Genomic DNA, 23,835 nt, shown 5'->3' with positions numbered 1-23,835 from the left:
AAATTCATAATGCCTGAGTCAGTGTGTTACGTTCTCTGTTAGTATAGTATGAACATCCAACAAAAACGGAGGACTCATAAATGAACATGTCAGAAATGGATACGCTTGAAACTGCAATGAGTTATGCACCTATTTTGATGTTTGACAGAGCCGAACCCTTTTATCCTGATTTTGTTGGCATTTCTGTGTTGCATCGATCTGGGCCTTCACCATCGTTCAGACGGGATATTAAGTTTCCGACCGAGGCAGTACAATATGTAATTGAATATGCAATCTGGTGGGATTATGAGATTGGACATCTGTATGAAATGGAGCATGTATGGGTTTATGTGGGTCATGACGGAGAGGTAGTAGATTGTGAAGCCAGTTTTCATGGAAAGGTGCTGCGCGGATTGTTGAAGGGGCGGGTCAATGTGGTTGGACATCATGTATGTCTGTACTCACAGCCTGGCAAACATGCTTTCTCACCACTTCCGGTTGTATTTGAGTTATTGCCAAACCTGTATAGTGCAGCAGGTGCCGAAGCTGGATGTGATGGGCTACTTGTGAATGAGTTGTTTCAAGATTATTTTGAAACGAATGAACAGATCGATGCTCAGGTGGAGCGTTATCTGCAAACCAAAGCGTTTGTACCTACCATGGAGTTCGAAGAATATTTACTAAAACAGGAGATGTTCATGACGTGGGATAATCTGTTTGATATTATTCCGCACAGGATTAAGGACCGCTTAATTGAACTGGAGCAGTTATATAACACATAAGTAATTAGTTTTAAACGGGTTTTATGTTAATTTAAAGTATATTTTTTCGCTTCAAAACCAAACTTTGTTGATTCGGGTTTGGTTTTTTTATGGGGAAATGGACTCAGTATGAGTAAGTATTTATTAGACTTAGGTCTTGAAATGTTGAGTGTGTACAGAAAAAATACATAATTTTTTGTGTGGAAAATGATATTTGTTAGACGTAAGAACTATATAACTTCTTGTATAAATAAAAGAAGATCATGTCACATGAAATTTTGTATGGAGATGTATGTGTAAGTCAATGCAGAATGTTGATTATACGTATATATGTAAATGAAAAAAACAATTTAATAGGTAAAAAGTATAATTTATATTAAAAAGAAGATTCTTTATATCTGAAATAAAAATTCATAATAGTGCAAATTTATAGAAATAAAAATCTCCTATTCAGTTTTAATATATTTATGTCGAAATAGATCGTAAGTTGTCTGGAGCGCGACCAAGAGAAGGGTTTACCAAGCGTTATATACATAACTGGACACTACGATGCCTAGGAGGAGATTACATGAAGTGGTTTGGAAATTTGAAAACAGCAACAAAGATTATCTCAGCGTTTTTAGTTGTGTCGATAATCCTTGCGGCGCTTGGCGTCTACTCTGTAGTAACATTGAGAAGTACGAATGAACGAATGCAAGAGATGTATAACAACAATCTAATCTCTGTCAAAGAATTATCATCTGCTCAGATTGATTATCAAAGAATGCGTGTGAACGTGCGTGATTTGAGCTTCGAAACCGTTGAAACCGAAAAAACTCGGATCACGGAAAACATCGCTTCGATCCGTCAGAGTGTGAATGATCGCCTGACCATCTATCGTCCGCTTGCAACAACCCCTGAAGAAATAGAGTTACTCCGTAATTTTGATGCGGAATATCCAGGATATTTAACAATGTTTGAACGAGCAACTAATCTGGCTGTCGCAGATGATCAAAGTGCCTTTAATACCTACCTTAAAATTGAGCTTAAACCACAAGGAGACAGGATTGTAGAACTCCTTACCAATTTGATCGAACTTAATGAAAGTATGGCTGAACAGGCGAATATACAATCTCAGGCTGCCTATTCACAAGCATTTAAAGTAACGATAATTCTTGTGGTTCTGTCCGTACTCTTCAGTATTCTCATTGGATATATCATCTCTCGCTCCATTTCGAAGCCGCTCATGGCCATGCTGGGTCTAGCTACGGAAGTTGCCAACGGAAATCTCACCCTTAAGTCAGACATATCCAGCAAAGATGAAGTGGGTCAACTAGCCGCGGCACTGAATCGGATGGTCGATAATCTGAAAGAGTTAATTAACAATATCGTGATGAACTCCCAAAGTGTTGCTGCTTCTTCGGAACAGATCTCAGCCAGCACACAGGAAATTGCGAGCACCAGCACAAGCCAATCCAGTGAGGCGGGAAATATCTCCGAATTGTTCAAGGAGCTTTCACTTGCCATTAACTCCGTCGCTGCAAGTGCGGAAGAAGCGGCTGAACTGTCCAACGATACGGTGAAGACTGCTCGTGAAGGTGGACTTGTTGTACAGACTTCATTGGAAGGTATGCAAGCTGTTAATACAAAAATGACTAAACTTGAAGATGATTCTCGTAAAATCGGTGACATCATTGAAGTGATTGATGATATTGCTGAGCAGACCAATCTGCTAGCGCTGAATGCTGCAATTGAAGCGGCACGTGCCGGAGAACAAGGACGAGGATTCGCCGTAGTAGCAGATGAAGTCCGGAAGCTTGCCGAACGAAGTGGCGAGGCGACCAAAGAAATTACAGCCATCATCAAAGCAATGCAGGAAAATACGAGACAAAGTGTACAGGCTGTAGCAGCCAGTGTTGAGCAGTCTTCCATGACGGGACAGGCGTTTGATCAGATCATTGATATGGTCAATAACTCTTCACAGAAAGTAAACGAAATTGCTGCTGCATGTGAAGAAGAAGCAGCCCAAGCCGCAGAGGTGATGAGCTCTGTTGAATCCATCTCGGCTTCCAGTGAGGAATCCGCTGCAGCGTCTGAAGAGACAGCGGCAACATGCCAGTCTTTGGCGCATCTTGCGGAAGAACTGGCGAATTCGGCAGCTGCCTTCAAAACAAATTAATAAAATTGAATTGAGGGTGAATCGATGTCTTCACTTCAGAAGGAACAATATATTGAACTGTCTGTAGGTGCAGAGACTTGCGCCATTCGAATCGAAGAAATTCACGAAATTATTAAAATGCTCAGCATTACAGATATCCCATTCAGCCGCCCAGAGATCAAAGGGGTAGTTAATCTGCGTGGCAAGGTTGTATGTGTAATGAGCCTTCGTAATTTGCTGGGTATGCCGGATGAAGCGGACACCAGAGCGACGCGTATTATCGTAGTTCGACATCAGGATGAATATATTGGCTTGATCGTGGATCGCGTGAACAAGGTAACCACATATTCGGACATACATCCGCCAACCGGCGGATATGGTCGTAACCGTGAAGGTTTATTCCATGGTGTGGGTCAACAGGAAGACAAGCTTGTGGGCATTTTGAAACTGGACGAAATATTGGGCGGTTAGGGAGGTATATACGAATGATGGATTTGTCTGCCTACCGTGACATCTTTATCGAAGAACTGAATGATCAACTGGAACGTATGGATCAGTCTTTATTGGCATTGGAGCTTTCGCCTTCTGTAGAACTGGTTCAGACGCTGTTTCGGGCAGCCCATACCATCAAGGGATCGGCATCCACTATGGATTTCCGTGAATTAAGCGACCTTACGCATGAAGTGGAGTATGCTCTTGAATGGGTCCGGGAGAAAAAACCGGAGATGACTTCGGAGCTAATTGATACGTTGTTCCGCTCTTTGGACGCCATGAAGGTGCTTCGTGATCAGTACATCCGTGGGGAAGCCTATGCAGATTTTCGAGCAGTAGTAAGAGAAATAAAGGATTTAATTCAGACCCCGACAGTAGTCGGGCAACTTAAAACACCTCAATTGCAACCAGCAGAGTCGATTATGGCACAGGTAGCTATTGTGTCAGGCAAGCAGTTATTGTCCATTCATGTTGTGCTGGAGCAGAAGTGCATGATGAAAGCGGCCAGATATCATATTTTACGACAACGCATTGAGGACATCTGTGGTACGGTTGTCGCTACTTCGCTCATGGAGATTCAACCGGGCGCGCAAAATGAAGATGATCATTATGGTCAGTTCATCATCATCGTAGCAACGTCGAATGACCAACAGCAGCTTAAGGCAGAGCTGTCTTCAGACTCGGATATTCATATGCTGGAGATTGATCCATATCTGCTGGAATCCAATGAGGTTGCAGCGACGTCTGCACCACTTGAATTAATCTCTGAAACAGAGCAAACGAAACAAAGCTTGCCTACCGTGAATACAACTGGGCCGGATGAGAAAGTGAAAGCTGCTCAACCTACAGTTCGTGTGAGTGTTGAACGTCTGGACCATTTGATGAATTTGGTCGGTGAACTGTTAATTGATCAGACATCCCTTGCAGATCTGAGTGGATCGGGCGCGCGTAAGGAGTCTTCAACACTCATCCGGAGTATTAGTGGTGTATCCGATCATATGGGCAGGGTAATCAAGGAACTCCAAGAAGGTGTAATGAAGACACGGATGTTACCCATTGATCAACTATTCAGTCGCTTCCCGAGATTGGTTCGTGACCTATCACAGAAGCTGGGTAAGGATCTGGAACTGGTTATTCAAGGTGGAGAGACTGAGCTTGACCGGATGATTATTGAAGAACTGAGTGACCCGCTGATCCATCTCATCCGCAACAGTGCAGATCATGGCATTGAAAGTGCAGAGGTTCGGGCGGAGAACGGTAAGCCGTCCAAAGGACGTATTACATTAACTTCGTTTCATGAAGAAAATCATGTTGTCATTCGTTATTCGGATGATGGCAAAGGTATCGATGGTGAGAAGATTAAAGCTTCCGCCTTGGGCAAGGGCATCATTAGTGAGGAACAGGCTGCACGCCTAACAACACAGGAAGCTGTCCACCTCATATTTGAACCTGGCTTCTCGACGGCTTCTTCTGTCAGTGAAGTATCAGGACGCGGTGTTGGAATGGACATCGTGCGTAGTCAGATCGGGCGACTCAACGGTATAATTGATATTGATACGGAGGTTGGTGTGGGTACCACGTTTACGATTCGTCTACCGCTCACACTGGCGATTATTAAAGGTCTGTTAGTCAAAGTATCGGGTCGTGTGCTGATCTTGCCGATGTATAATGTTGCTGAGATTGTTCGAATTTCACCTGAAGATATTCAGATGATCCAGGGGCAACAAGCGATCCTGAATCATGGACGAATTGTACCTTTTCACCGACTGTGCGACAGGCTCAACTATCCACGAACAGACCGCAAATCCAAGACCATTCCACTGGTGATCGTGCGTTCCGTTGATAAAATTGCAGCTTACGCAGTAGATGAGATTATAGGAAATCAGGAAGTCGTTATTAAGACACTCGGTACGTATCTGGGAGCGATGAACCATCTATCTGGAGCAACGATCCTCGGTAATGGTAAAGTTGCCCTTATATTGGACGCGTCATATCTGGTGAGTCTTTAATCGTTAGATAAACACAAATTTTTATGTAGGCCAAAAAGCCTCATCAGCCATAACTGGACGGTGGGGCTCTTTGTTGTACCTTTTGACATTGTGACCACTCAGGATTTGAAAATGAGATCCATAAACCGGTTGGCTGCCAGAGAGATCGGCATATTGCGTTTGGTCATAATCCCCACATGGGAAGGGGGGAGCGGGACATCAAGCTGAATTTCGAAGAGAGAGCCTTCCTCCAGCTCTTTGGATATAAATTCACGTGTGACATAGGAAATACCCAGTCCTCGACGCGCAAACTCAATCAACAGATCAACACTACCAACCTCAATCTCAGGTTTCAACGTGTAGTTATAGCTGTTAAACAACTCAGTTATAGCCATCCGAACACGGCTGTTCCGGGAGAAGAGGATCAGTTGATGCTCCAGAAGCATCTCAAGTGTCATGACTTTACCCTTCAACTGAGCATAACGTTCCCCAGCTACAAAACAGTCCTTCAACTGAATGCTTTCCCTGACTTCTAGCTGTGGATCAACAATGGGCATCCGAACAACACCAAGATCAATCTTGCCTTCTTTCAGAAAGGTAATCACTTCCGGCGTGGTTCCATGACTCAGATGTAGCTTGATGTTAGGGTACAAGGTGTGAAATTCCTCTAAATACGCCAGCATGTAATGCTTGAACAGGGAGTCACTGCCACCAATTCTCAATTCACCATTGTCGAGATTCTTCAGTGCGGCCATTTTTTCTTCCGCAAGTGAGATCAGAATCTGGGATTGTTCAATATAGGAGTATAGACTGGCACCTTCCTGTGTCAACGCGACACCCTTGGAATTTCGATAAAACAAGGTAAGACCAAAGCTCTCTTCCAATTGCTTAATGGCATGACTGACGCTGGGTTGAGTGATATACAGCGCTTTCGCAGCCTGTGTCAAACTTCCCGTTTTGGCGGCCCAATAAAAGACTTTATATAGTTCGTAATTTGTTGTCATAGATGTGGTCTATAGCTCCTGTGAAATATATTAATTACTTGTATAGCTATAAAACGTATTATAGTGTAACTACAACAAAGAAACCAGAGTTACTTGGAAGGAGAACGGTGAGATGGAACCAACTACCATTGTTTTATTTGGTGCTACTGGCGATTTAGCCAAAAGAAAAATATATCCTGCCTTATATAACTTATATCTTGAGCAGAAGCTTCCTGAAACCTTCTCATTGATTGGTCTGGGGCGTAGAGATTGGTCTGATGAATTCTTTCAGGCACAAGTGGAAAAATCACTTAATGAATTTTCCAGACGCCAGGCTGATCCTGAAGTTGTGAAGTCATTTGTGAAAGCTTTCCGCTACAGTGTATTGAATATAAGCCATAAGGAAGATTATATAAAGCTGTTGGGATTAGTTGAACAAAGAGAAGCTGAACTTGGCATTCCGTCCAATCGCTTGTTTTATCTCTCGGTTGGTCCGGAATTTTTCGAACCGATTGCCGAGAACATTCAAGAAAGTGGACTGGGTTCCACAGAGGGATGGAAACGCCTCGTTATCGAGAAGCCATTTGGTCACGATCTACAGTCTGCGAGAGACCTTAATCGCAAATTAAGCGAATCGTTCACGGAGGAAGAGATTTATCGGATTGACCACTATTTGGGCAAACCGATGGTACAGCGTCTGGAGACGTTGCATCAGAGTAACCCAATCATGAAGGCGTTATGGAACAACCGTTACATCTCCAATGTGCAAATTACGGCGAATGAGACTGTAGGTGTCGAAGAACGTGCATCCTATTATGATCATGTTGGTGCAGTGCGAGACATGTTCCAGAATCATATGTTGCAATTGCTCATGATGATGGCGATCCAGCTTCCATACAACAGTACTTCCGAAAAAGTTGGATTGAAGAAAAAACACATTATGGAATCGATCCAGCCGTTACAAAAACAAACTGTGGGCGCAAACATCATCCGTGGACAGTATGCAGAAGGCAACATTCAAGGTAAACCGGTAAATGCTTATACTGCTGAACCGGGTGTAGCCGAGAATACGATGAATGACACATTCATTGCTGCCAAATTGCAAATTGATGATTTCTTCTGGCGTGGTGTTCCGTTTTACATTCGCACGGGTAAAAGAATGAAGGAGAAATCAACACGTATAGTGATTGAATTCAAAGAACCTTCAGGACAGACAAATGTGCTGAAAAACAAAGGTTCCAAGCCAAACCTGCTCGTCATTGAGATGAGTCCGGATCAGAGCATGACATTGCAACTTAATGCAAGTGATCCTGAGAATAAAGGTGAATTCAAACCGGTTCACATCGATCTTTCTCCGGATAAAGGTGACCTCGCGGAAGCTTACGAGAATCTGATTCGTGATGCTTTGCTGGGTGATCCAACATTCTTTGCCCACTGGGATGAAGTAGAATTGTCATGGGCGTGGGTGCAGCCAATTCTGGATGCATTCCAGGAAAATCTGTTACCACTTCACCTGTATCCTGCGGGTAGCTATGGACCGGTTGAATCAGATGTTATGCTTGAAGAAGAAGGTCACCACTGGTGGTTTGATGAGCCGGCGGATCAGGAGTCTGTAGTTACAAATAGCATACCCTTGGCGGTTAATGCAAATCTCTAAACCAAAATAAAAAATATATCTGGAGGTAATTTAATCATGAAATTTTTTATCGATACAGCTAACGTGGAAGATATCCAAAAAGCATACAAAATCGGCGTATTGTCTGGTGTAACAACAAACCCATCTTTGGTAGCCAAAGAAGGCGTGAAATTCGAAGATCGTATTGAAGAAATCTTGCGTTTGGTACCTGAAGTGGAGTCCGTTTCTGCGGAAGTGACACCAGATGCCCTTACTGCTGAAGAAATGATCGCGCAAGCAGACGAATTGATCAAAATTAACAACAGCGACAAAAACATTACGATCAAATTGCCAATGACACTTGCAGGACTTGAAGCTTGCCGTTACCTGACCAAAAAAGGCGTGAAAACCAACGTAACGTTGATCTTCACGGTGAACCAGGCGCTTCTGGCTGCTCGTGCTGGTGCGACATATGTATCCCCATTCCTGGGACGTCTTGATGATATCTCAGAAGATGGCGTACAATTGGTTACCAAAATTGCTGAATTGTTCCGTACACATAACCTGGATGCACAGATTATTGCGGCTTCTGTAAGACATCCGGATCACGTTACACGTGTAGCGATGGCTGGAGCACATATTGCTACTGTTCCATTCTCCGTCATTGAACAGATCTCCAAACACCCGCTGACAGATCAAGGTATGGACAAATTTGCAGCGGACTGGAAAAAAACAGTACAATAATCTATAACCATTCATTCGTTTCAACTTACTATATAAATAATGGAGTATTGGGAGGACATAATGAGTAAACAACAGATTGGTGTTATTGGATTGGCAGTAATGGGTAAAAACCTGGCTTTGAATATTGAAAGCAAAGGTTTCTCGGTAGCGGTATTTAACCGTTCCCCGGAGAAAACGAACGATCTTCTGAAAGAAGCAGAAGGTAAAAACCTGACAGGTGCGTTCACCATTGAAGAATTCGTGGAATCCCTGGAGTCTCCGCGTAAAATTCTGATCATGGTACAAGCAGGTAAAGCAACAGATGCAACGATCGAGCAACTGCTTCCTCATCTGGATCAAGGCGACATTATTATCGATGGAGGTAATGCTTACTTCCCTGACACACAACGTCGCAGTAAAGAACTGGAAGAAAAAGGTTTCCGCTTCATCGGAGCAGGTGTATCCGGTGGTGAAGAAGGCGCACTGAAAGGCCCGGCAATCATGCCAGGCGGTCAAGAAAGTGCTTATCAGTTGGTAGAACCGATCCTGACAGCGATCTCTGCCAAAGTTGGCGATGACGCTTGCAGCACATATATCGGACCAGACGGTGCCGGACACTATGTGAAAATGGTGCATAACGGTATCGAGTACGGAGATATGCAGTTGATTGGTGAAGCTTATCACTTGCTCAAATCCGTATTGAACGTTTCCGTTGAAGAGTTGCATGAGATCTTCACCGAGTGGAATCAAGGGGAGCTGGACAGTTACCTGATCGAAATCACGGCAGATATCTTCTCCAAATATGATCCAGAAACAGGAAAACCAATGGTTGACGTTATTCTGGATGCGGCTGGACAAAAAGGAACAGGTAAATGGACAAGCCAAAGTGCGCTGGATCTCGGCGTTCCATTGTCCATGATTACGGAATCCGTATTCTCCCGTTTCCTGTCTGCCATGAAGGACGAGCGTGTAGCAGCTAGCAAAATCCTGAATGGACCAGCAACTGAAGCATTCTCTGGCGACAAAAAAGCGTTCATCGAGAACGTGCGTAAAGCATTGTTTGCAAGTAAAATCGTATCCTATGCACAAGGATTTGCACAAATGCGTGCAGCTTCCGATGAATACGGCTGGGATCTGAAATACGGTAACATTGCCATGATCTTCCGTGGTGGTTGCATCATCCGTTCGCAGTTCTTGCAAAACATTAAAGAAGCATATGACAAAGATGCAGAACTCAAAAACCTGCTCTTGGATCCTTACTTCCAAAACATCGTTGAATCTTATCAAGGTGCATGGCGTGAAGTTATAGCGGCTGCTGTAAAACAAGGTATTCCAGTACCTGGATTCTCCAGCGCACTGTCTTACTACGACAGCTACCGTACAGAGCGTTTGCCAGCAAACTTGCTGCAAGCTCAACGTGACTACTTCGGTGCTCACACATTCAAACGTGTTGACAAAGAAGGTTCATTCCACTTCCAGTGGATGGACACTAACGAGTAATTTTAATTTCGAAAATATAGCATTCCTGCAGTTGTCCTTGAATTTAATTATTCAGGGCGGCAGCGGGAATGCTTTTTCTCGTTAATGGTTCGAATTTGAATATCATCAAATTGTAATAAAATGTACGAATCTGAGTTTGGCAAACAGATGATCTGACCCTTCAACTACGTTATACTTGTTCAGACGGACCTATATCCGTAATGAAAATTCAGAATACAACTTAATGACGTGGAGGTTAGACCGGGCATGTTTGTATTAGCAGGTATATTGTTTTTGGTCGTATACGGTTTATTAGTGTTCTACATAGGTTGGAGCGGTTGGAGTTGGATGAAACCAGTTGTGTCCGCCAGATTTCGATGGTTCTATATTATAGCGCTTGTATTCCTTGCCGTTTCCTTCATTTTGGCACGGGTATTTGGAAGCATCTCGTTCCTCGGTATTATCGGTTCTTACTGGCTGGCAATCTTCTCGTTGTTATTGTTGATCCTGCCCGTCGTTCACCTCACGATGTGGTTGCTTAGATTAACCCGTATTCCAAGACATCACACACAGAAATGGGCGGGAGTTGTTACGCTGGTGCTGTTAGTGTCCACAATGGGTTATGGAATCTTTAACGCTTACAGCCCGGTAGTCAGAACATATAATATCCAGATTGATAAAAAAGTAGAAGGTGTAGACAAGCTCAACATTGTCATGGCTGCCGATATGCACTTCGGACTTCTGTCTGGCCCTGCACATGCCAAACGCATGGTGGAGGAAATTAATGCACTGAAGCCGGATCTGGTGCTGTATCCTGGAGATATTATTGATGACAATCTGGATATGTACCGCAATAGCGGAATTGCCGATATTATCAGTGATATTCAGGCCCCATACGGCGTCTATGCTTCACTCGGGAATCACGATAAGTTCGATGGTCCGATTGAAGATCTGATTGCTGCGCTGGAGAAGAGCAACATGCAAGTTCTGTACGATGACAAGATTGTCCTGGATGACAAGATCACCCTAATTGGACGGAAAGACCGAACAGAGAAGGATCGGGCAGAAGTCGCTACTTTAATGCAAGGCACTGATTTGACCCAACCGGTACTTATGATGGATCATCAGCCGTATGATCTGGATATTGCGGAGCAGAATAATGTAGATCTGGTCGTATCTGGTCACACTCATCGTGGTCAGATTGCACCGGCTCAGTTCATCACACAGGCCATTTATGAGAACGATTGGGGTTATCTGCAAAAGGGCTCTATGCACTCCATCGTAACCTCAGGATTTGGATTCTGGGGACCTCCGATTCGCACAAGCAGTCGTTCGGAGATTGTACAGATTAATGTTACATTCCAGTAATAGTACGGTGGGCCCTTCGAGAGAAGGGTCTTTTTTGTTCGAAGCAAGTGATCAAGTGATGCTTATTGGTTGATTTCGTTTGAATCTGCTCCAAAATGTGAATACTAAAGCATATGCACCCTTAAACGTGGAAGCTTAGGGAAAAGACTCATGTAAGGGAATGAAGTGGAATAGCAATAGTAGTATTTTTGGGTTGACACCGTTTTCAGGTTATGATAAATTATATCCGAGGCTTGTTACCGGTAATGCGGGCAAAACCACTATGGAAATGATTTTATTATTTCTGTTTTGGTTTTGCCCTTTTTTATTCCTCAAAAAAAACCAGGTGGGTCCATAATGATTATTAAACAGATATTTAATAACAATATTGTCAGTACCGTGGATGACAAAAATCAGGAACTACTGATCCTCGGCCGGGGTATCGGATTTAAGTTCAAAGCAGGCGATGAGATTGATGAAGAGCGGATTGAGAAGGTATTTCGTCTTCAGGATGCATCGATTTATGAGAAATTCAAATCCATTGTAGCTGAAGTGCCGATTGAGATTCTGCAGGCAACAGATGATATTGTGACACTGGCACGAACGCAATTGAACAAAACCATCAGTGACGGGATCTATGTCTCGTTATCTGATCACATTCATTTTGCTGTTCAACGCTTGGAAAAAGGAATGATTACTCGTAATCCACTTTCTTGGGAAGTTCAGCACTTCTATAAGGCGGAGTATGATGTGGCCAGAGAAGCACTGACCTTGCTGAAGGAAAGGCTGGATATTGAGTTTCCCAAAGATGAAATCTGTAATATTGCCTTACATTTCATCAATGCGGAAGTCAATGATTCCATGAACGATGTCACCCATCTGATGCAGCTGTTGCAGGAGATCATGAATATCATCAAATATCACTTCAACGTCGAATTGGATGAAGATAGCGTCAATTATTTCCGCTTCATCACCCATTTGAAATATTTCTGTCAGCGTGTCATTACACATTCTTCACATGATGATGCTGAGGAGTATTTATATGAAGTGGTTCGGAAAAACTATCCGGAGACATTCAAATGTATTGGCAAGATCGAGACTTTTATCCATAAGAACTATCAGTATGACATGACTCACTCTGAGCAGTTATATCTAACGCTCCATCTGGAACGTTTGATGAAAACCAAGCGGGACGAGAAGTCCACGCAATAGAATCAAATTACAACTGGATATCCTATGGGCTTGTTACTGTTCAATCAGGCAATACCCGAATGAGATGGCGCCATCCATATGCGCTAGATTCGTTCGGGTATTTTTTATTGGAAAAATGAGGAGGAAAACATCATGAAACATCAGGAAACGGCGCAGGAAATCATTAAAGCCGTTGGGGGAACAAACAATATTAACTCAGTTTATCACTGCGTCACACGTTTGCGCTTTGATCTGAAAGACAACGAGAAAGTTGATAACGGCTCACTCAAGAAACTGGACAAGGTCATGGGAACGAATATTTCGGGCGACCAATTCCAAGTCATTATCGGTAATGATGTAGCAAAAGTGTTCGATGCCATGGTGAAGGAAAATCCGGCAATCCAGCAAACTACAGAAAATAAAGAGCCAAAGTCGGATAAAAAACAAAATGTCGTGCTGAAAATTTTTGAAACAATTGCAGGTGTCTTTGCTCCAATGCTTCCAGCGATTACTGCGGCAGGTATGCTCAAAGGATTACTTGCACTATTTGTATCCGTAGGTTGGATGTCTGCTGGAACGGATACGTATCGTATTCTTTCAGCCATTGGTGACGGCGTATTCCACTACCTGCCTTTACTGATTGCAGTCAGCGCTGCTCGTAAATTCGGCAGTAACCCGTTTGTTGCGATTGCACTAGGTACGGCACTCATGTATCCAGACATGACAGCATTGTTATCTAGCGGTGAATCGGTTGGATTTTTGGGAATCCCGGTTACAGCAGTAAGTTATGCTTCATCGGTTATCCCGATTCTTCTTGCAGTATGGTTGATGTCCTATGTTGAGAAATGGGTTGACCGCGTTATCCCTGCTGCACTCAAGCTGCTGCTTGTGCCGCTGATTACCTTACTTGTTATGGTTCCGGTAACGCTGATTGCGATCGGTCCATTGGGTACATTTGTAGGTAGCGGATTGTCTGGCGGTATCAACTGGCTGCTGAATGAAGGCGGATTGATTGCAGGTATTGTTCTTGGCGGCGCGATGGCGCTCATTATTATGACAGGAATGCACTATGCACTTGTGCCGATCATCCTGAGTAATATCGCTACACTGGGCTTTGATAAATTCTTGCCATTGACCTTTATCTCCAATATGGGTCAGGCTGGTGCAACACTCGGCGTATTCTTCCGGGCAAAAGATAAAAAACTCAAAACCGTGGCATTGTCAACGAGCTTCACCGCACTCATGGGTGTAACGGAGCCGGCTATGTACGGCGTAAATATGAAATACAAAAAACCATTTGCCGCAGCCATGATTGGTAGTGCAGTGGGTGGCGGATTCGCCCTTGCTTTTGGCGCGAAAGCGTATGTGCTTGCGGGTAACGGTGGTCTCCCGGGACTTCCTTCCCTGATCGGACAAACCTTCTGGTATTCCTTTGGGGGTATGATTTTGGCCTTTATCGTGGGTGCAATCATGTCTACGATATTTGGTATCAAGGAAGAAGAAGGAGACGCAGAGGCGTTGGCTCAATTCTCACCGGGTGCTTCTACAGCACAAGCGAAAGCTGTTTCCAACGATGCTGCAACCGTAAATGTAGATGACATGGGTGATCCAACACCAACGAGTGATGCAGTAGCTGTTGCACCGATGACAGGTAAATCCATCCCGCTCAAAGAAGTCAACGATCCAACATTTGGTGATGAATTGATGGGTAAAGGTGTGGCATTTGTTCCAACGGTGGGTGAATTGGTTTCTCCAGTGACAGGTACCATCATGAATGTGTTCAAAACAAAACATGCGATCGTTGTCCGCAGTGATAACGGAATGGAATTGTTGATTCATGTTGGAATTAACACGGTGAAGCTGCGTGGACAGTATTTTGATGCACATGTTGCTACAGGAGCACGTGTACAGGCTGGAGACAAATTGCTTACGTTTGAACTGGCCGAGATTGCAAAAGAATACGACATCACAACTGCTATGGTTGTTACCAATACGGCTGATTACAAGCATGTTCTACCTGTGAAATTGGGCGAAATCACGATGGGTGAAGACGTCTTGAAAGCTGAGATCTAAACTGTCCGTCTTAGGACTAACAACATCAACAAAAGAAGGAGAGATTCGAATGATTAATCGACAAGGGTTCCCGGAAGGTTTTCTATGGGGCGGCGCTATTGCCGCCAACCAGGCTGAAGGTGGATTCGACGCTGGCGGCAAAGGATGGTCGACAGCCGACATGGTTCCTTATTTTGAGAAAAAGGATTACACCAACCTTAGAGAACTGATGCATGTTACCAGTGCAACGGTTGAGAAAGCAATGGCACATCACAGTGCAGAAGGTTATCCGAAGCGTTACGGGATTGATTTTTACCACCGTTTCAAAGAGGATATTGCGCTGTTCGCTGAGCTAGGCTTCAAGACATTCCGTCTGTCCATTAACTGGCCGCGTATTTTTCCGAATGGTTATGATGCCGAGCCGAATGAAGAGGGACTGCGCTTCTATGACGAAGTGTTCGATGAACTCCGTAAATACGATATCGAACCACTTGTAACCCTCTCGCATTATGAGATGCCTATGGCACTTGTCCTGAAATATAACGGCTGGGCTGGTCGCGAAGTGATTGGACATTTTGTGAGATATGCGGAAACGGTGATGACCCGATACAAGGACAAGGTTAAATACTGGTTGACGTTTAATGAGATTAACACAACCATTATTGAACCGTTCACAGGCGGCGGTATTATTGAAGACCGGGTTGAAAACACGATGCAGGCTTCTTATCAGGCACTTCATCATCAATTTGTAGCCAGCAGCCTGGTGACAGAGAAAGCACGTCAAATTAACCCGAACTTCCAGATCGGATGTATGCTTGCGCGTATGATTCATTACCCGGCGACATCGAAGCCAGAGGATGTGCTGCAAGCACAGATCGATAATCAGTTGAACCTGCTGCATACAGATGTACAAGTTCGTGGTAGTTATCCAACGTTTATGGCTCGGTACTGGGCAGAGAACGGGATTACGATTGCCATGGAACCAGGAGATGAGCAGATCCTGCGTGAGCACACGGTTGATTTCATCTCGTTCAGTTATTACACATCCTTGGTGTCCGCAGTGAACCCAGAGGAATATGGAGTAACTGGAGGCAACCTGTACAGTACGATCAAGAACCCGAACCTGGAGCGTACGGAATGGGGCTGGCAGCTTGATCCGATCGGTCTGCGCGTTGCACTGAAAGAGCTGTATGACCGTTATCAATTGCCACTGTTTGTGGTGGAGAATGGCCTTGGTGCGAAAGATACGGTTGAAGCAGACGGTTCCATCAACGATGATTACCGGATTGATTATCTGAGAAAACATATTACACAAATGAAAGAAGCCGTTATGGATGGTGTGGACCTGATGGGATATACCAACTGGGGAGCGATTGATATCATCAGTGCATCCACTTCGGAAATGTCCAAGCGTTATGGCGTGATCTACGTGGATCAGGATGATAACGGACAAGGCACATTGAATCGTTATAAGAAAAAGAGCTTTGGCTGGTACCAAAAAGTCATCGCCTCAAATGGTGAGAACTTGGAATAGATTAACCTATATAGGCACCCCGGGCGTAGCTGGTATTACGGCGCCGGGGCGCCTTTTTAATATAATCAGGTAGAATTCTCATCAACGCTATTGGCATTTTAAGGTAAAAAAGATGACTACATAACATTCTGGATGGTATACTGTGATCGTATTGGGGGAGGGATAACCATGAAGAAGCCTATTATTGCTGTAGATATGGATGACACGATATGTCATCTGGTCAAGCGGGCTATATATCACAACAACCTCAACTTCCCGACCCATCCGTTGCGCTATGAGGATATGATTCATTGGGATACATCCCATTTGCGTCATCCAGAGAGCACGCATGATGTATTTTATGGTCGGCCGGGTCTGTTCGAGGAATTGGAGTTATACGACGAATATGTTGTAGATGAGATGCGAAAGCTGAACGATGCTTATGATGTCATTGTTGTAACGGCAGCAGAACCAAGAACAGTTGTTGAGAAGTGGAACTGGCTCCAGCAGCATATGCCTTTTATAACCGCAGAACAGTTTATTACATGCAAAAGAAAAAACTTGCTCGGTTTCGATCTGCTTATTGATGATGGAGCACATAACCTGATCCCCGCGCATGAGGACGGCAAAAAGGTCATCTGTATCCCACATCCGTGGAATATACAGGAGCGTGAGCAATACAACTTTCCGTTGATGTCTTCATGGAAAGAGGCCAAGGCTTACATAGATGAAGTGTTACAAGTTGTTGGTGTCTGAAAGTAAATCTTATTGTCCAGAGTGCTATGCTCTGGATTTTTTGCGATAGGCGAGAGGTGTTTCGCCTGTTATTTTTTTGAATGCAGCATAGAATGAATCCATATCCCGATATCCAACCAGCTCTGCAATCAGGCTGACTTTGTGCTGTGAACTCTTAAGAAGTTCACAGCTTTTTTGTATACGCAGGTGTTGCAGGTGGCTACTAAAGGTCTGTCCAGTATGCCGAAGAAACATTCGTCCAATTTGCTTCTCGCTCCAGCCCGATACACGGACCAGATCAGACATCCGAATACGATTGCTTAGGTGTTGTTTGAGATAATGAAGAATGTAATCAAAACCGGTGGAATGATTCTCTTCATCATGTTCCTTTTGATAAAGTTGTCTGTAGGTCATCAATACCAACTGGCTTACCAAGGTGTATAACATGGTAGACGAACCGATTCCCGGAACGGAGGATTCACGGTACAGCTTCACCATTAGCTCTTCAATCCGGTCGTTGTGATCCACAACGGATATATAAGGAACCTGATTTTGTGCCAGATCCATCAGATGTTGAATGATTTCTTTTTCCTGAATGATTGCTGTCAGCGTGTGGATCAATTCAGCATTAAATAAGCAATTATATAGAATTAACGGATGCTCGGTTACGTTGGTGCTTACAGGACGAAAGACATGAGGAACGCCGACAGGAATAACAAACAGCATCCCCTTTGTCACCGGAATGATATCTTCACCGATATGATGAAAGCCCTTTCCTTCGGCAACATAGCTATACTCAATAAAATCATGTGCGTGAAAAGGAAGCACAAAATCTTCAGAGCAACGATTGACAAAAAGTTGCAGATGATTATGCAGGAAGTATTCACTTTTCATGAGTTGTACAGATGAATTCACAAGCAACCTCCTCGCACAGATGGCTGAATCACCGGATGAAATAGTCCTGATTACCGGGTATTTAGGGCAACAGGATCGATATAATTATATCGTAACCCCGAATGGGAAGCCAAGATGGAAAGGACGATCTGCTAATGTTCAACGTTAGTCACCTTCGCTGTGAGTATAGAATCAATCCGATAGGCCTTGATGTCAAATCACCGAGATTAAGCTGGCAGTTACAGTCTGATCGTCGAAATTGCATGCAATCTGCATACCAGATCCAGCTGTCCCTGTCAGAAGATTTTGATGGAATTGCATGGGATTCTGGCGAGATAAGTACGGATCAATCCATACATGTGGAGTTAAACCAGTTTCAGCCTTCCCCGCAAACGCGATACTACTACCGAATTCAGGCATGGGATGATGCAGGAAGTGATTCGGGCTGGTCCGAAACGGCTTATTTCGAGATGGGACTTATGGATAGTCATAACAAGTGGCAAGCAGAATGGATCACAGCTCAACCATCAGATGATGGAGATACGTCATGCCCACGTATGCGCAAGCAGTTTAATGTGAAACAACCTGTTACTTCTGCCAGAATATATGTGACAGCACTTGGATTATACGAGTTGCATATGAACAACACAAGAGTAGGAGAAGATTATTTTACACCTGGTTGGACCTCTTATCGTAAGCGATTACAATATCAAACCTATGATGTAACTCATCTACTTCAGGATGGGCAGAACATATTAGGCGCTTATCTGGGTGATGGCTGGTACCGAGGGTATCTCGGCTGGAACAAAGAACGGGAGATATTCGGTTCGACTTCCGCATTGCTGCTGGAATTGCATATGAAATACGCAGATGGATCAGAGGAATGTATTTTATCCAACGGGGATTGGACGGCTGCTCCAAGTGCCATTCGTATGTCGGACATCTATATGGGGGAGACGTATGATGCACGAATGGAGTCCGATTGGTCGGATTCATCTCAGACGAATTGGTCACCCGTGAACGTACTGGAGCATCCGAAAGATATCATCGTTGCGCAGGAGAATGTACCCGTCACCCAAGTAGAACAGCTACAGCCAATCGCTTTGTTAACAACCCCACAGGGAGATCGTGTAGTAGACATGGGGCAGAATATGGTGGGATGGGTGAGATTCAGCATTAAAGGTGAGGCGGGTCAGACGGTTGAGCTGCACCATGCTGAGATATTGGATCATGAAGGCAACTTTTACACCGATAATCTTCGCGCCGCCAAGCAGTGTATTCGCTACACGTGCAAGGGGGATGGCGTGGAATCATTTGAACCACATTTTACGTTCCAAGGGTTCCGCTATGTGAAGCTGGTTGGCTTTCCGGAACACGTTCGTCTGGATGAATTCACCGGAATAGTGCTGCACTCGAATATGGAGCAAACAGGTCAGTTCTCATGCTCCAGTCCGCTGGTAAACCAACTGCATCACAATATATTATGGGGGCAAAAGGGGAATTTCCTTGATGTGCCGACAGACTGTCCACAGAGGGATGAACGGCTCGGATGGACCGGGGATGCACAGATGTTTGTCCGAACGTCCTCCTACCTGATGAATACGGCTCCCTTCTTCACCAAATGGCTGCGGGATCTGGAAGCGGATCAGGGAGAAGATGGCGGTATTCCATTCTTCATTCCGGATCTGAGAAGTTCCACCTCAGAAGGGTGGGGAGACACCAGTCATTCCTCCGCCGCTTGGGGTGATGCAGCAGTCATCTGTCCTTGGACCATCTATGAGATGTATGGGGATGCCAGATTACTGGCCGAACAATATGAGAGTATGAAGCGGTGGGTTGAATACATTCACGTGCAGGGTGACAATCCGTACCTGTGGAACACGGGATTCCACTTTGGCGATTGGTTGGGGCTGGACTCCAAGCCAGATAGTTATGTCGGCGCAACGGACACGGATTATGTGGCAACAGCATTCTATGCCTATTCGGTTTCGTTAACTCAAAAGGCAGCTGAGGCACTTGGAAAGACAGACGATGCTGAATATTACAAGCAGTTGCATACAAACATTGTTCATGCGTTTCGAAATGAATTCGTGACTCCAGCTGGGAAAATTGCTGTTCCAACGCAAACAGCGCATGTTCTTGCGCTTCAATTTGACCTGCTGGACGCCACTGCTCGAACTCGTGCTGTTGGACAATTGGCAAAACTCGTGAAAGAGGCGGGCAATCATCTTACTACAGGTTTTGTGGGCACACCTTATCTAAATCCGGTATTGAGTGATGCAGGTCTTCACGACCTGGCATATACATTACTTTTTCAAGAGGATTATCCGTCCTGGTTATATCAGGTGACTCAAGGCGCAACGACTGTCTGGGAACATTGGGATGGGATCAAAGAGGATGGCAGTCTCTGGAGTGCTGATATGAACTCATTTAACCACTATGCGTACGGTGCGATTGGAGAATGGTTGTATCGTTATGTTGCTGGCATTCGGTCCGATGAACATCAGCCAGGATTCCGAATGGTGCATATCGAGCCGCAACCCGGACCTGGACTGGATTGGGTGGAAGCGAGTCTGGAGACGATGTATGGTCAAGTTGCTTCAAGCTGGCACCGGCTGGCGGATGGTGAAATGGAGATACAGGTGCATATTCCCGCCAACACGAGAGGTACGGTACGTCTTCCTGGAACAGGTGCACAGATCGTTCTGGAACAAGGGAAACCGTTGGATCAGATAAGTGGAGTTCAGGATATTCAAAACATTGGAGACGATGTTGAAGTCACACTTGGATCTGGAAGCTACCAATTTACGTACAAAGACACGGATGCGAAAAAGGATCGGGATGTTCAGGAGGCTACATTGACAGAGCTCGTATAATGATAGAATAAGCGGTAAGAGGTACACTTGAAGAGGATCTGCACACACGCAGGTCCTTTTTCGAACTTATCTGAGAGTAATTTTGTAGTTTTTGAACAATGAAAGGAGCATGACCATGACCATGGCAAAACCTGCATTCAAAGATGCACCTTTACGTAGTGAAATAGAGAATTTGGCTAAGCAACAGGATCACCATACATTGGCCTGTTGGGCTGCGGAGTGTGCGGCACGTGTCTTGTATATATTTGAGAAGAAGACGGAGGATCTCCGCGCCCATGATGCCATTGATGCAGGAAGAGGTTGGATCCGTGGAGAGATTGCCATGGTTGATGCACGAAAGGCGGCTTTTGCAGCTCATGCTGCTGCACGGGAAGTCGATCATGTCGCTGCCTCTGCTGCATCTCGTGCGGCGGGACACGCAGCTGCAACGGCCCATGTCAAAGGCCATGCGGTACATGCCGCAACCTATGCAGTGAAAGCTATCTTTTATGACTCTTTGATGGAAGAACAAGAACGTCGTGTCTTGGAAGAGAGAACGTGGCAATATCAATATCTGTTGGGAGGATGTAATGATCATGGGGAAAGAACACGTGAGATTAATTAAACCATCAAAAGCCTATAAGGATGCGTATTTGGCATTTTATGAAGACTGGGTCAGAAGTGGAGAATTGATGGTTCCTTGGGTCATTTCCAAAGATCCTTATGCGTTCGATGAGATGTTGGCATTTTTGCAGCGTAATGAACAAGGGATCGACATCCCGGAGGGCTGGGTCAAAGACAGTACATATTGGCTGGTCACGGAGAGTCAACAAATCGTGGGTGCTGTGAATATAAGGCATGAGCTTAATGATAAATTGTTCAACAGTGGAGGACATATTGGATATGGTATTCGTCCAGGAGAGCGGCACAATGGCTATGGTTCCGAAATTCTCAGGCTTTCTTTGGAGAAAACGAGAGAGCTTGGAATTTCCAAAGTATTGGTCGTATGTGATGCGGTTAATGAGCCTTCCAGAAGGGTTATCCTTCGAAATGGTGGCATTCGGGATGAAGACTATGTGGAGTCCAATGGCAACGTTGTTGAACGATTCTGGATAGAGAATGTCGAATAATGCAGAATAATGATGAAATAAAACGAAAATAATATGGATTATGATTGTATTACCCTCGTGTGCTGATTAAAATGAAGCATAGAATCTGGATTGCGGCCGGAAACTATCATCCCATATCAGGCACAAGTGAGGTTATCTTTATGAATCAACCGGTTAATCGGCCCCGGCGAATTGAGTATCTGGATCTCTTTCGTGCTTTTGCCATCATGGCAGTGGTAGCTATTCATGCAACTTCAACAGCAGTTGCGCATTACCCCAAGCATACATTAGATCATGATGTGTATTACTTCTGGAACACGTTTTTGCAATTTGCCGTTCCAGCGTTTCTGTTCCTGTCATCCCTGGTCTTGTTCTACAACTACAGCTCCAAGGTGAATGAGAAGGGTTGGATGCTCGCTTTTTATAAGAAGCGTTTATTAAATGTATTTGTACCTTATTTGGTGTGGTCCCTTATCTACTTTGCCATTAAACAGTTGCTTGCGGGCAAAGAACCTTTGACCCATGGTGTTCAATTTGCCAAACAATTAGTGATGGGAACCGCTCATACGCACTTGTACTTTTTTCTGATTATTCTTCAATTCTATATCGTTTTTCCGTGGCTTCTGTCCCTTACACGCCATCGTTTGTTTAATCGTTATTTGCCATTATTCTTTATTGCTGGCCAAGCGATCTTCTATGCTCTACATTTGCAGTTTCACTTCGAACGGACAGGAAGTTTGTTACCCAGTTATCTGATCGTGATTGGATTTGGCGCATGGGTTGGGTTGAACTTTGAGTGGGCATTGAACAAACTGTATACTCACCGTCATGTGCTCATAGCTGCGTTGTTAGGTGGAGGTGCCATTTTTATATATGGTAATGCTTATATCAAAACCGCTTTTGCTGCATACCCGGTTATAACCTATACCGTGCTGTTCCTGTTCCGTAATCTGTTTACCTTGTCAGCCTGCTTGCTCCTGTTGATCTTCAGTGAACGAATGGGCACAGGAAAACATACCGAGGTTCGAAAAGCTACGCGTATTCTGGACTCCTTGGGTACAGTTGCGTTCGGTGTATTTTTAATGCATCCACTCGTACTGCTCTTCTGGAGACGTGAATTCACAGATGACCTGGCTCGGCACTTCAGCGTGGGCATCATACTTTCTTATATTGTGGCGCTCCTGATCTCATGGATCTGTGCGATGGGTTTGCGCCGGATGAAGTGGGGATGGGTACTGATCGGACGGTAAGTATAAATAAACATATGTAATTTAAGATAAGAGATTTCAAGCCCTCCACGCGTTGAGGGAATCACTTGAAACCTCTTTTTTATTTGCCCTAATGAAGGTATTATAGAGTTTAATGTCCATAAAATTGAATTAATGGAATGAACACCACCTTGTCAGGAGTGATCAAATGAAATTGGTGATTATTTTTGGTCCGCAGGCTGTGGGCAAAATGACGGTTGGGCAAGAACTGGAGAAGATAACAAAGCTTAAATTGTTTCATAACCATATGACCATTGAATTGGTGTCTCCTTATTTCAGCTATGGTACACCACAAGGCAAAAGACTGGTTAATCTATTCCGTCAGGAGATTTTTGAAGAAGTGGCGAAGAGTGACCTACCGGGTCTGATTTTTACATTTGTATGGGCTTTTGACCTGAAGCAAGACGGAGAGTACATTCGTCAAATCAGCGAGTTATTCGAATCTAATGGAGGACAGGTCTGTTATGTGGAACTGGAGGCCGATGCATCGGAAAGACTAGAGCGCAATAAAAGTCCGCATCGTCTGTTACATAAACCAACCAAGCGTGACATTGCGTGGTCTGAGCGAGATTTGCTAGATACGATGAAGCATTATCGATTGAATTCGGAACCGGGAGAAATCAAGCATGAGCACTACATAAGGATTGATAACACACACAAGAGTCCGGATGAAGTGGCAAAGTTAATTCAGGAACGATTTAATTTGTAATCTAT

At 44.4% G+C, this 23,835-nt stretch carries 19 protein-coding genes; 17 read left to right on the top strand and 2 right to left on the bottom strand.

Annotated features, from left to right (window positions below; genetic code table 11):
• Positions 1-80: 80 nt before the first annotated feature.
• The 4 genes from MHI55_RS18940 to MHI55_RS18925 all read left to right on the top strand — a co-directional run bounded on the left by MHI55_RS18940 (position 81) and on the right by MHI55_RS18925 (position 5,378).
• Complete coding sequence (locus MHI55_RS18940) at positions 81-761, top strand: hypothetical protein (RefSeq protein ID WP_338706368.1); 681 nt, start codon at positions 81-83, stop codon at positions 759-761.
• 547 nt (positions 762-1,308) lie between these two features.
• Entirely contained in the window at positions 1,309-2,898 is a 1,590-nt protein-coding gene (locus MHI55_RS18935; RefSeq protein WP_340386602.1) for a methyl-accepting chemotaxis protein, read from the top strand.
• 24 nt (positions 2,899-2,922) lie between these two features.
• On the top strand, positions 2,923-3,348 hold the full coding sequence (locus MHI55_RS18930; protein ID WP_100527318.1) for a chemotaxis protein CheW: 426 nt from the start codon (positions 2,923-2,925) through the stop codon (positions 3,346-3,348).
• Between the two features lie 14 nt (positions 3,349-3,362).
• Positions 3,363-5,378, top strand: a complete 2,016-nt coding sequence (locus MHI55_RS18925; protein WP_340386600.1) for a chemotaxis protein CheA — start codon at positions 3,363-3,365, stop codon at positions 5,376-5,378.
• 98 nt (positions 5,379-5,476) lie between these two features.
• On the opposite strand, the gene MHI55_RS18920 is transcribed toward MHI55_RS18925, so the two are convergent.
• Positions 5,477-6,361, bottom strand: a complete 885-nt coding sequence (locus MHI55_RS18920; RefSeq protein ID WP_036672843.1) for a LysR family transcriptional regulator — start codon at positions 6,359-6,361, stop codon at positions 5,477-5,479.
• Between the two features lie 112 nt (positions 6,362-6,473).
• On the opposite strand from MHI55_RS18920, the gene zwf reads away from it, so the two are divergent.
• The 8 genes from zwf to MHI55_RS18880 all read left to right on the top strand — a co-directional run bounded on the left by zwf (position 6,474) and on the right by MHI55_RS18880 (position 17,016).
• A complete protein-coding gene (gene zwf / locus MHI55_RS18915) occupies positions 6,474-7,997 on the top strand; it encodes a glucose-6-phosphate dehydrogenase (protein ID WP_036613459.1) in 1,524 nt (507 codons plus the stop codon).
• 36 nt (positions 7,998-8,033) lie between these two features.
• A complete protein-coding gene (fsa, locus tag MHI55_RS18910) occupies positions 8,034-8,699 on the top strand; it encodes a fructose-6-phosphate aldolase (RefSeq protein WP_036613461.1) in 666 nt (221 codons plus the stop codon).
• Between the two features lie 60 nt (positions 8,700-8,759).
• Positions 8,760-10,178 (top strand): NADP-dependent phosphogluconate dehydrogenase, encoded by a 1,419-nt coding sequence (gene gndA, locus MHI55_RS18905; protein WP_036613463.1) that lies wholly within the window; start codon positions 8,760-8,762, stop codon positions 10,176-10,178.
• Positions 10,179-10,424: 246 nt separating this feature from the next.
• Positions 10,425-11,525, top strand: a complete 1,101-nt coding sequence (locus MHI55_RS18900) for a metallophosphoesterase (protein WP_340386598.1) — start codon at positions 10,425-10,427, stop codon at positions 11,523-11,525.
• A 336-nt stretch (positions 11,526-11,861) separates the two neighbouring features.
• The gene (locus MHI55_RS18895) at positions 11,862-12,716 is read left to right on the top strand and encodes a PRD domain-containing protein (RefSeq protein WP_036613466.1); all 855 of its coding nucleotides are present in this window, start codon (positions 11,862-11,864) and stop codon (positions 12,714-12,716) included.
• A 132-nt stretch (positions 12,717-12,848) separates the two neighbouring features.
• The gene (locus MHI55_RS18890) at positions 12,849-14,768 is read left to right on the top strand and encodes a beta-glucoside-specific PTS transporter subunit IIABC (protein WP_340386596.1); all 1,920 of its coding nucleotides are present in this window, start codon (positions 12,849-12,851) and stop codon (positions 14,766-14,768) included.
• A gap of 49 nt (positions 14,769-14,817) precedes the next feature.
• Positions 14,818-16,281: a 6-phospho-beta-glucosidase gene (ascB, locus tag MHI55_RS18885; protein ID WP_150365525.1), complete on the top strand. Its 1,464-nt coding sequence runs from the start codon at positions 14,818-14,820 to the stop codon at positions 16,279-16,281.
• A 168-nt stretch (positions 16,282-16,449) separates the two neighbouring features.
• Positions 16,450-17,016, top strand: coding sequence for a hypothetical protein (locus tag MHI55_RS18880; RefSeq protein WP_253501119.1), 567 nt, complete (start codon positions 16,450-16,452; stop codon positions 17,014-17,016).
• Between the two features lie 24 nt (positions 17,017-17,040).
• Here the strand turns inward: MHI55_RS18880 and MHI55_RS18875 are convergent, their stop codons facing one another.
• Positions 17,041-17,910: an AraC family transcriptional regulator gene (locus MHI55_RS18875; protein ID WP_340386594.1), complete on the bottom strand. Its 870-nt coding sequence runs from the start codon at positions 17,908-17,910 to the stop codon at positions 17,041-17,043.
• A 101-nt stretch (positions 17,911-18,011) separates the two neighbouring features.
• Between MHI55_RS18875 and MHI55_RS18870 the strand changes: the two genes are divergently transcribed.
• The 5 genes from MHI55_RS18870 to MHI55_RS18850 all read left to right on the top strand — a co-directional run bounded on the left by MHI55_RS18870 (position 18,012) and on the right by MHI55_RS18850 (position 23,830).
• Positions 18,012-20,765 carry a family 78 glycoside hydrolase catalytic domain gene (locus MHI55_RS18870; RefSeq protein WP_340386592.1) on the top strand — a complete coding sequence of 918 codons (2,754 nt, stop codon included), beginning with the start codon at positions 18,012-18,014 and terminating at the stop codon, positions 20,763-20,765.
• 115 nt (positions 20,766-20,880) lie between these two features.
• Positions 20,881-21,369 (top strand): putative immunity protein, encoded by a 489-nt coding sequence (locus MHI55_RS18865; RefSeq protein WP_340386590.1) that lies wholly within the window; start codon positions 20,881-20,883, stop codon positions 21,367-21,369.
• Positions 21,335-21,874 carry a GNAT family N-acetyltransferase gene (locus tag MHI55_RS18860; RefSeq protein WP_340386588.1) on the top strand — a complete coding sequence of 180 codons (540 nt, stop codon included), beginning with the start codon at positions 21,335-21,337 and terminating at the stop codon, positions 21,872-21,874. The genes MHI55_RS18865 and MHI55_RS18860 overlap by 35 nt, the downstream gene beginning before the upstream one ends.
• A 71-nt stretch (positions 21,875-21,945) precedes the next feature.
• Entirely contained in the window at positions 21,946-23,103 is a 1,158-nt protein-coding gene (locus tag MHI55_RS18855; RefSeq protein ID WP_340386586.1) for an acyltransferase, read from the top strand.
• Between the two features lie 166 nt (positions 23,104-23,269).
• Positions 23,270-23,830, top strand: coding sequence for an AAA family ATPase (locus MHI55_RS18850; RefSeq protein WP_340386585.1), 561 nt, complete (start codon positions 23,270-23,272; stop codon positions 23,828-23,830).
• The last annotated feature ends 5 nt before the right edge of the window (positions 23,831-23,835 follow it).

Source organism: Paenibacillus sp. FSL E2-0151 (assembly GCF_037993015.1).
GTDB classification, from domain to species: Bacteria; Bacillota; Bacilli; order Paenibacillales; family Paenibacillaceae; genus Paenibacillus; species Paenibacillus amylolyticus.
Note: the sequence above shows the minus strand (reverse complement) of the source record. Positions and strands in the feature narration are given on the sequence as shown.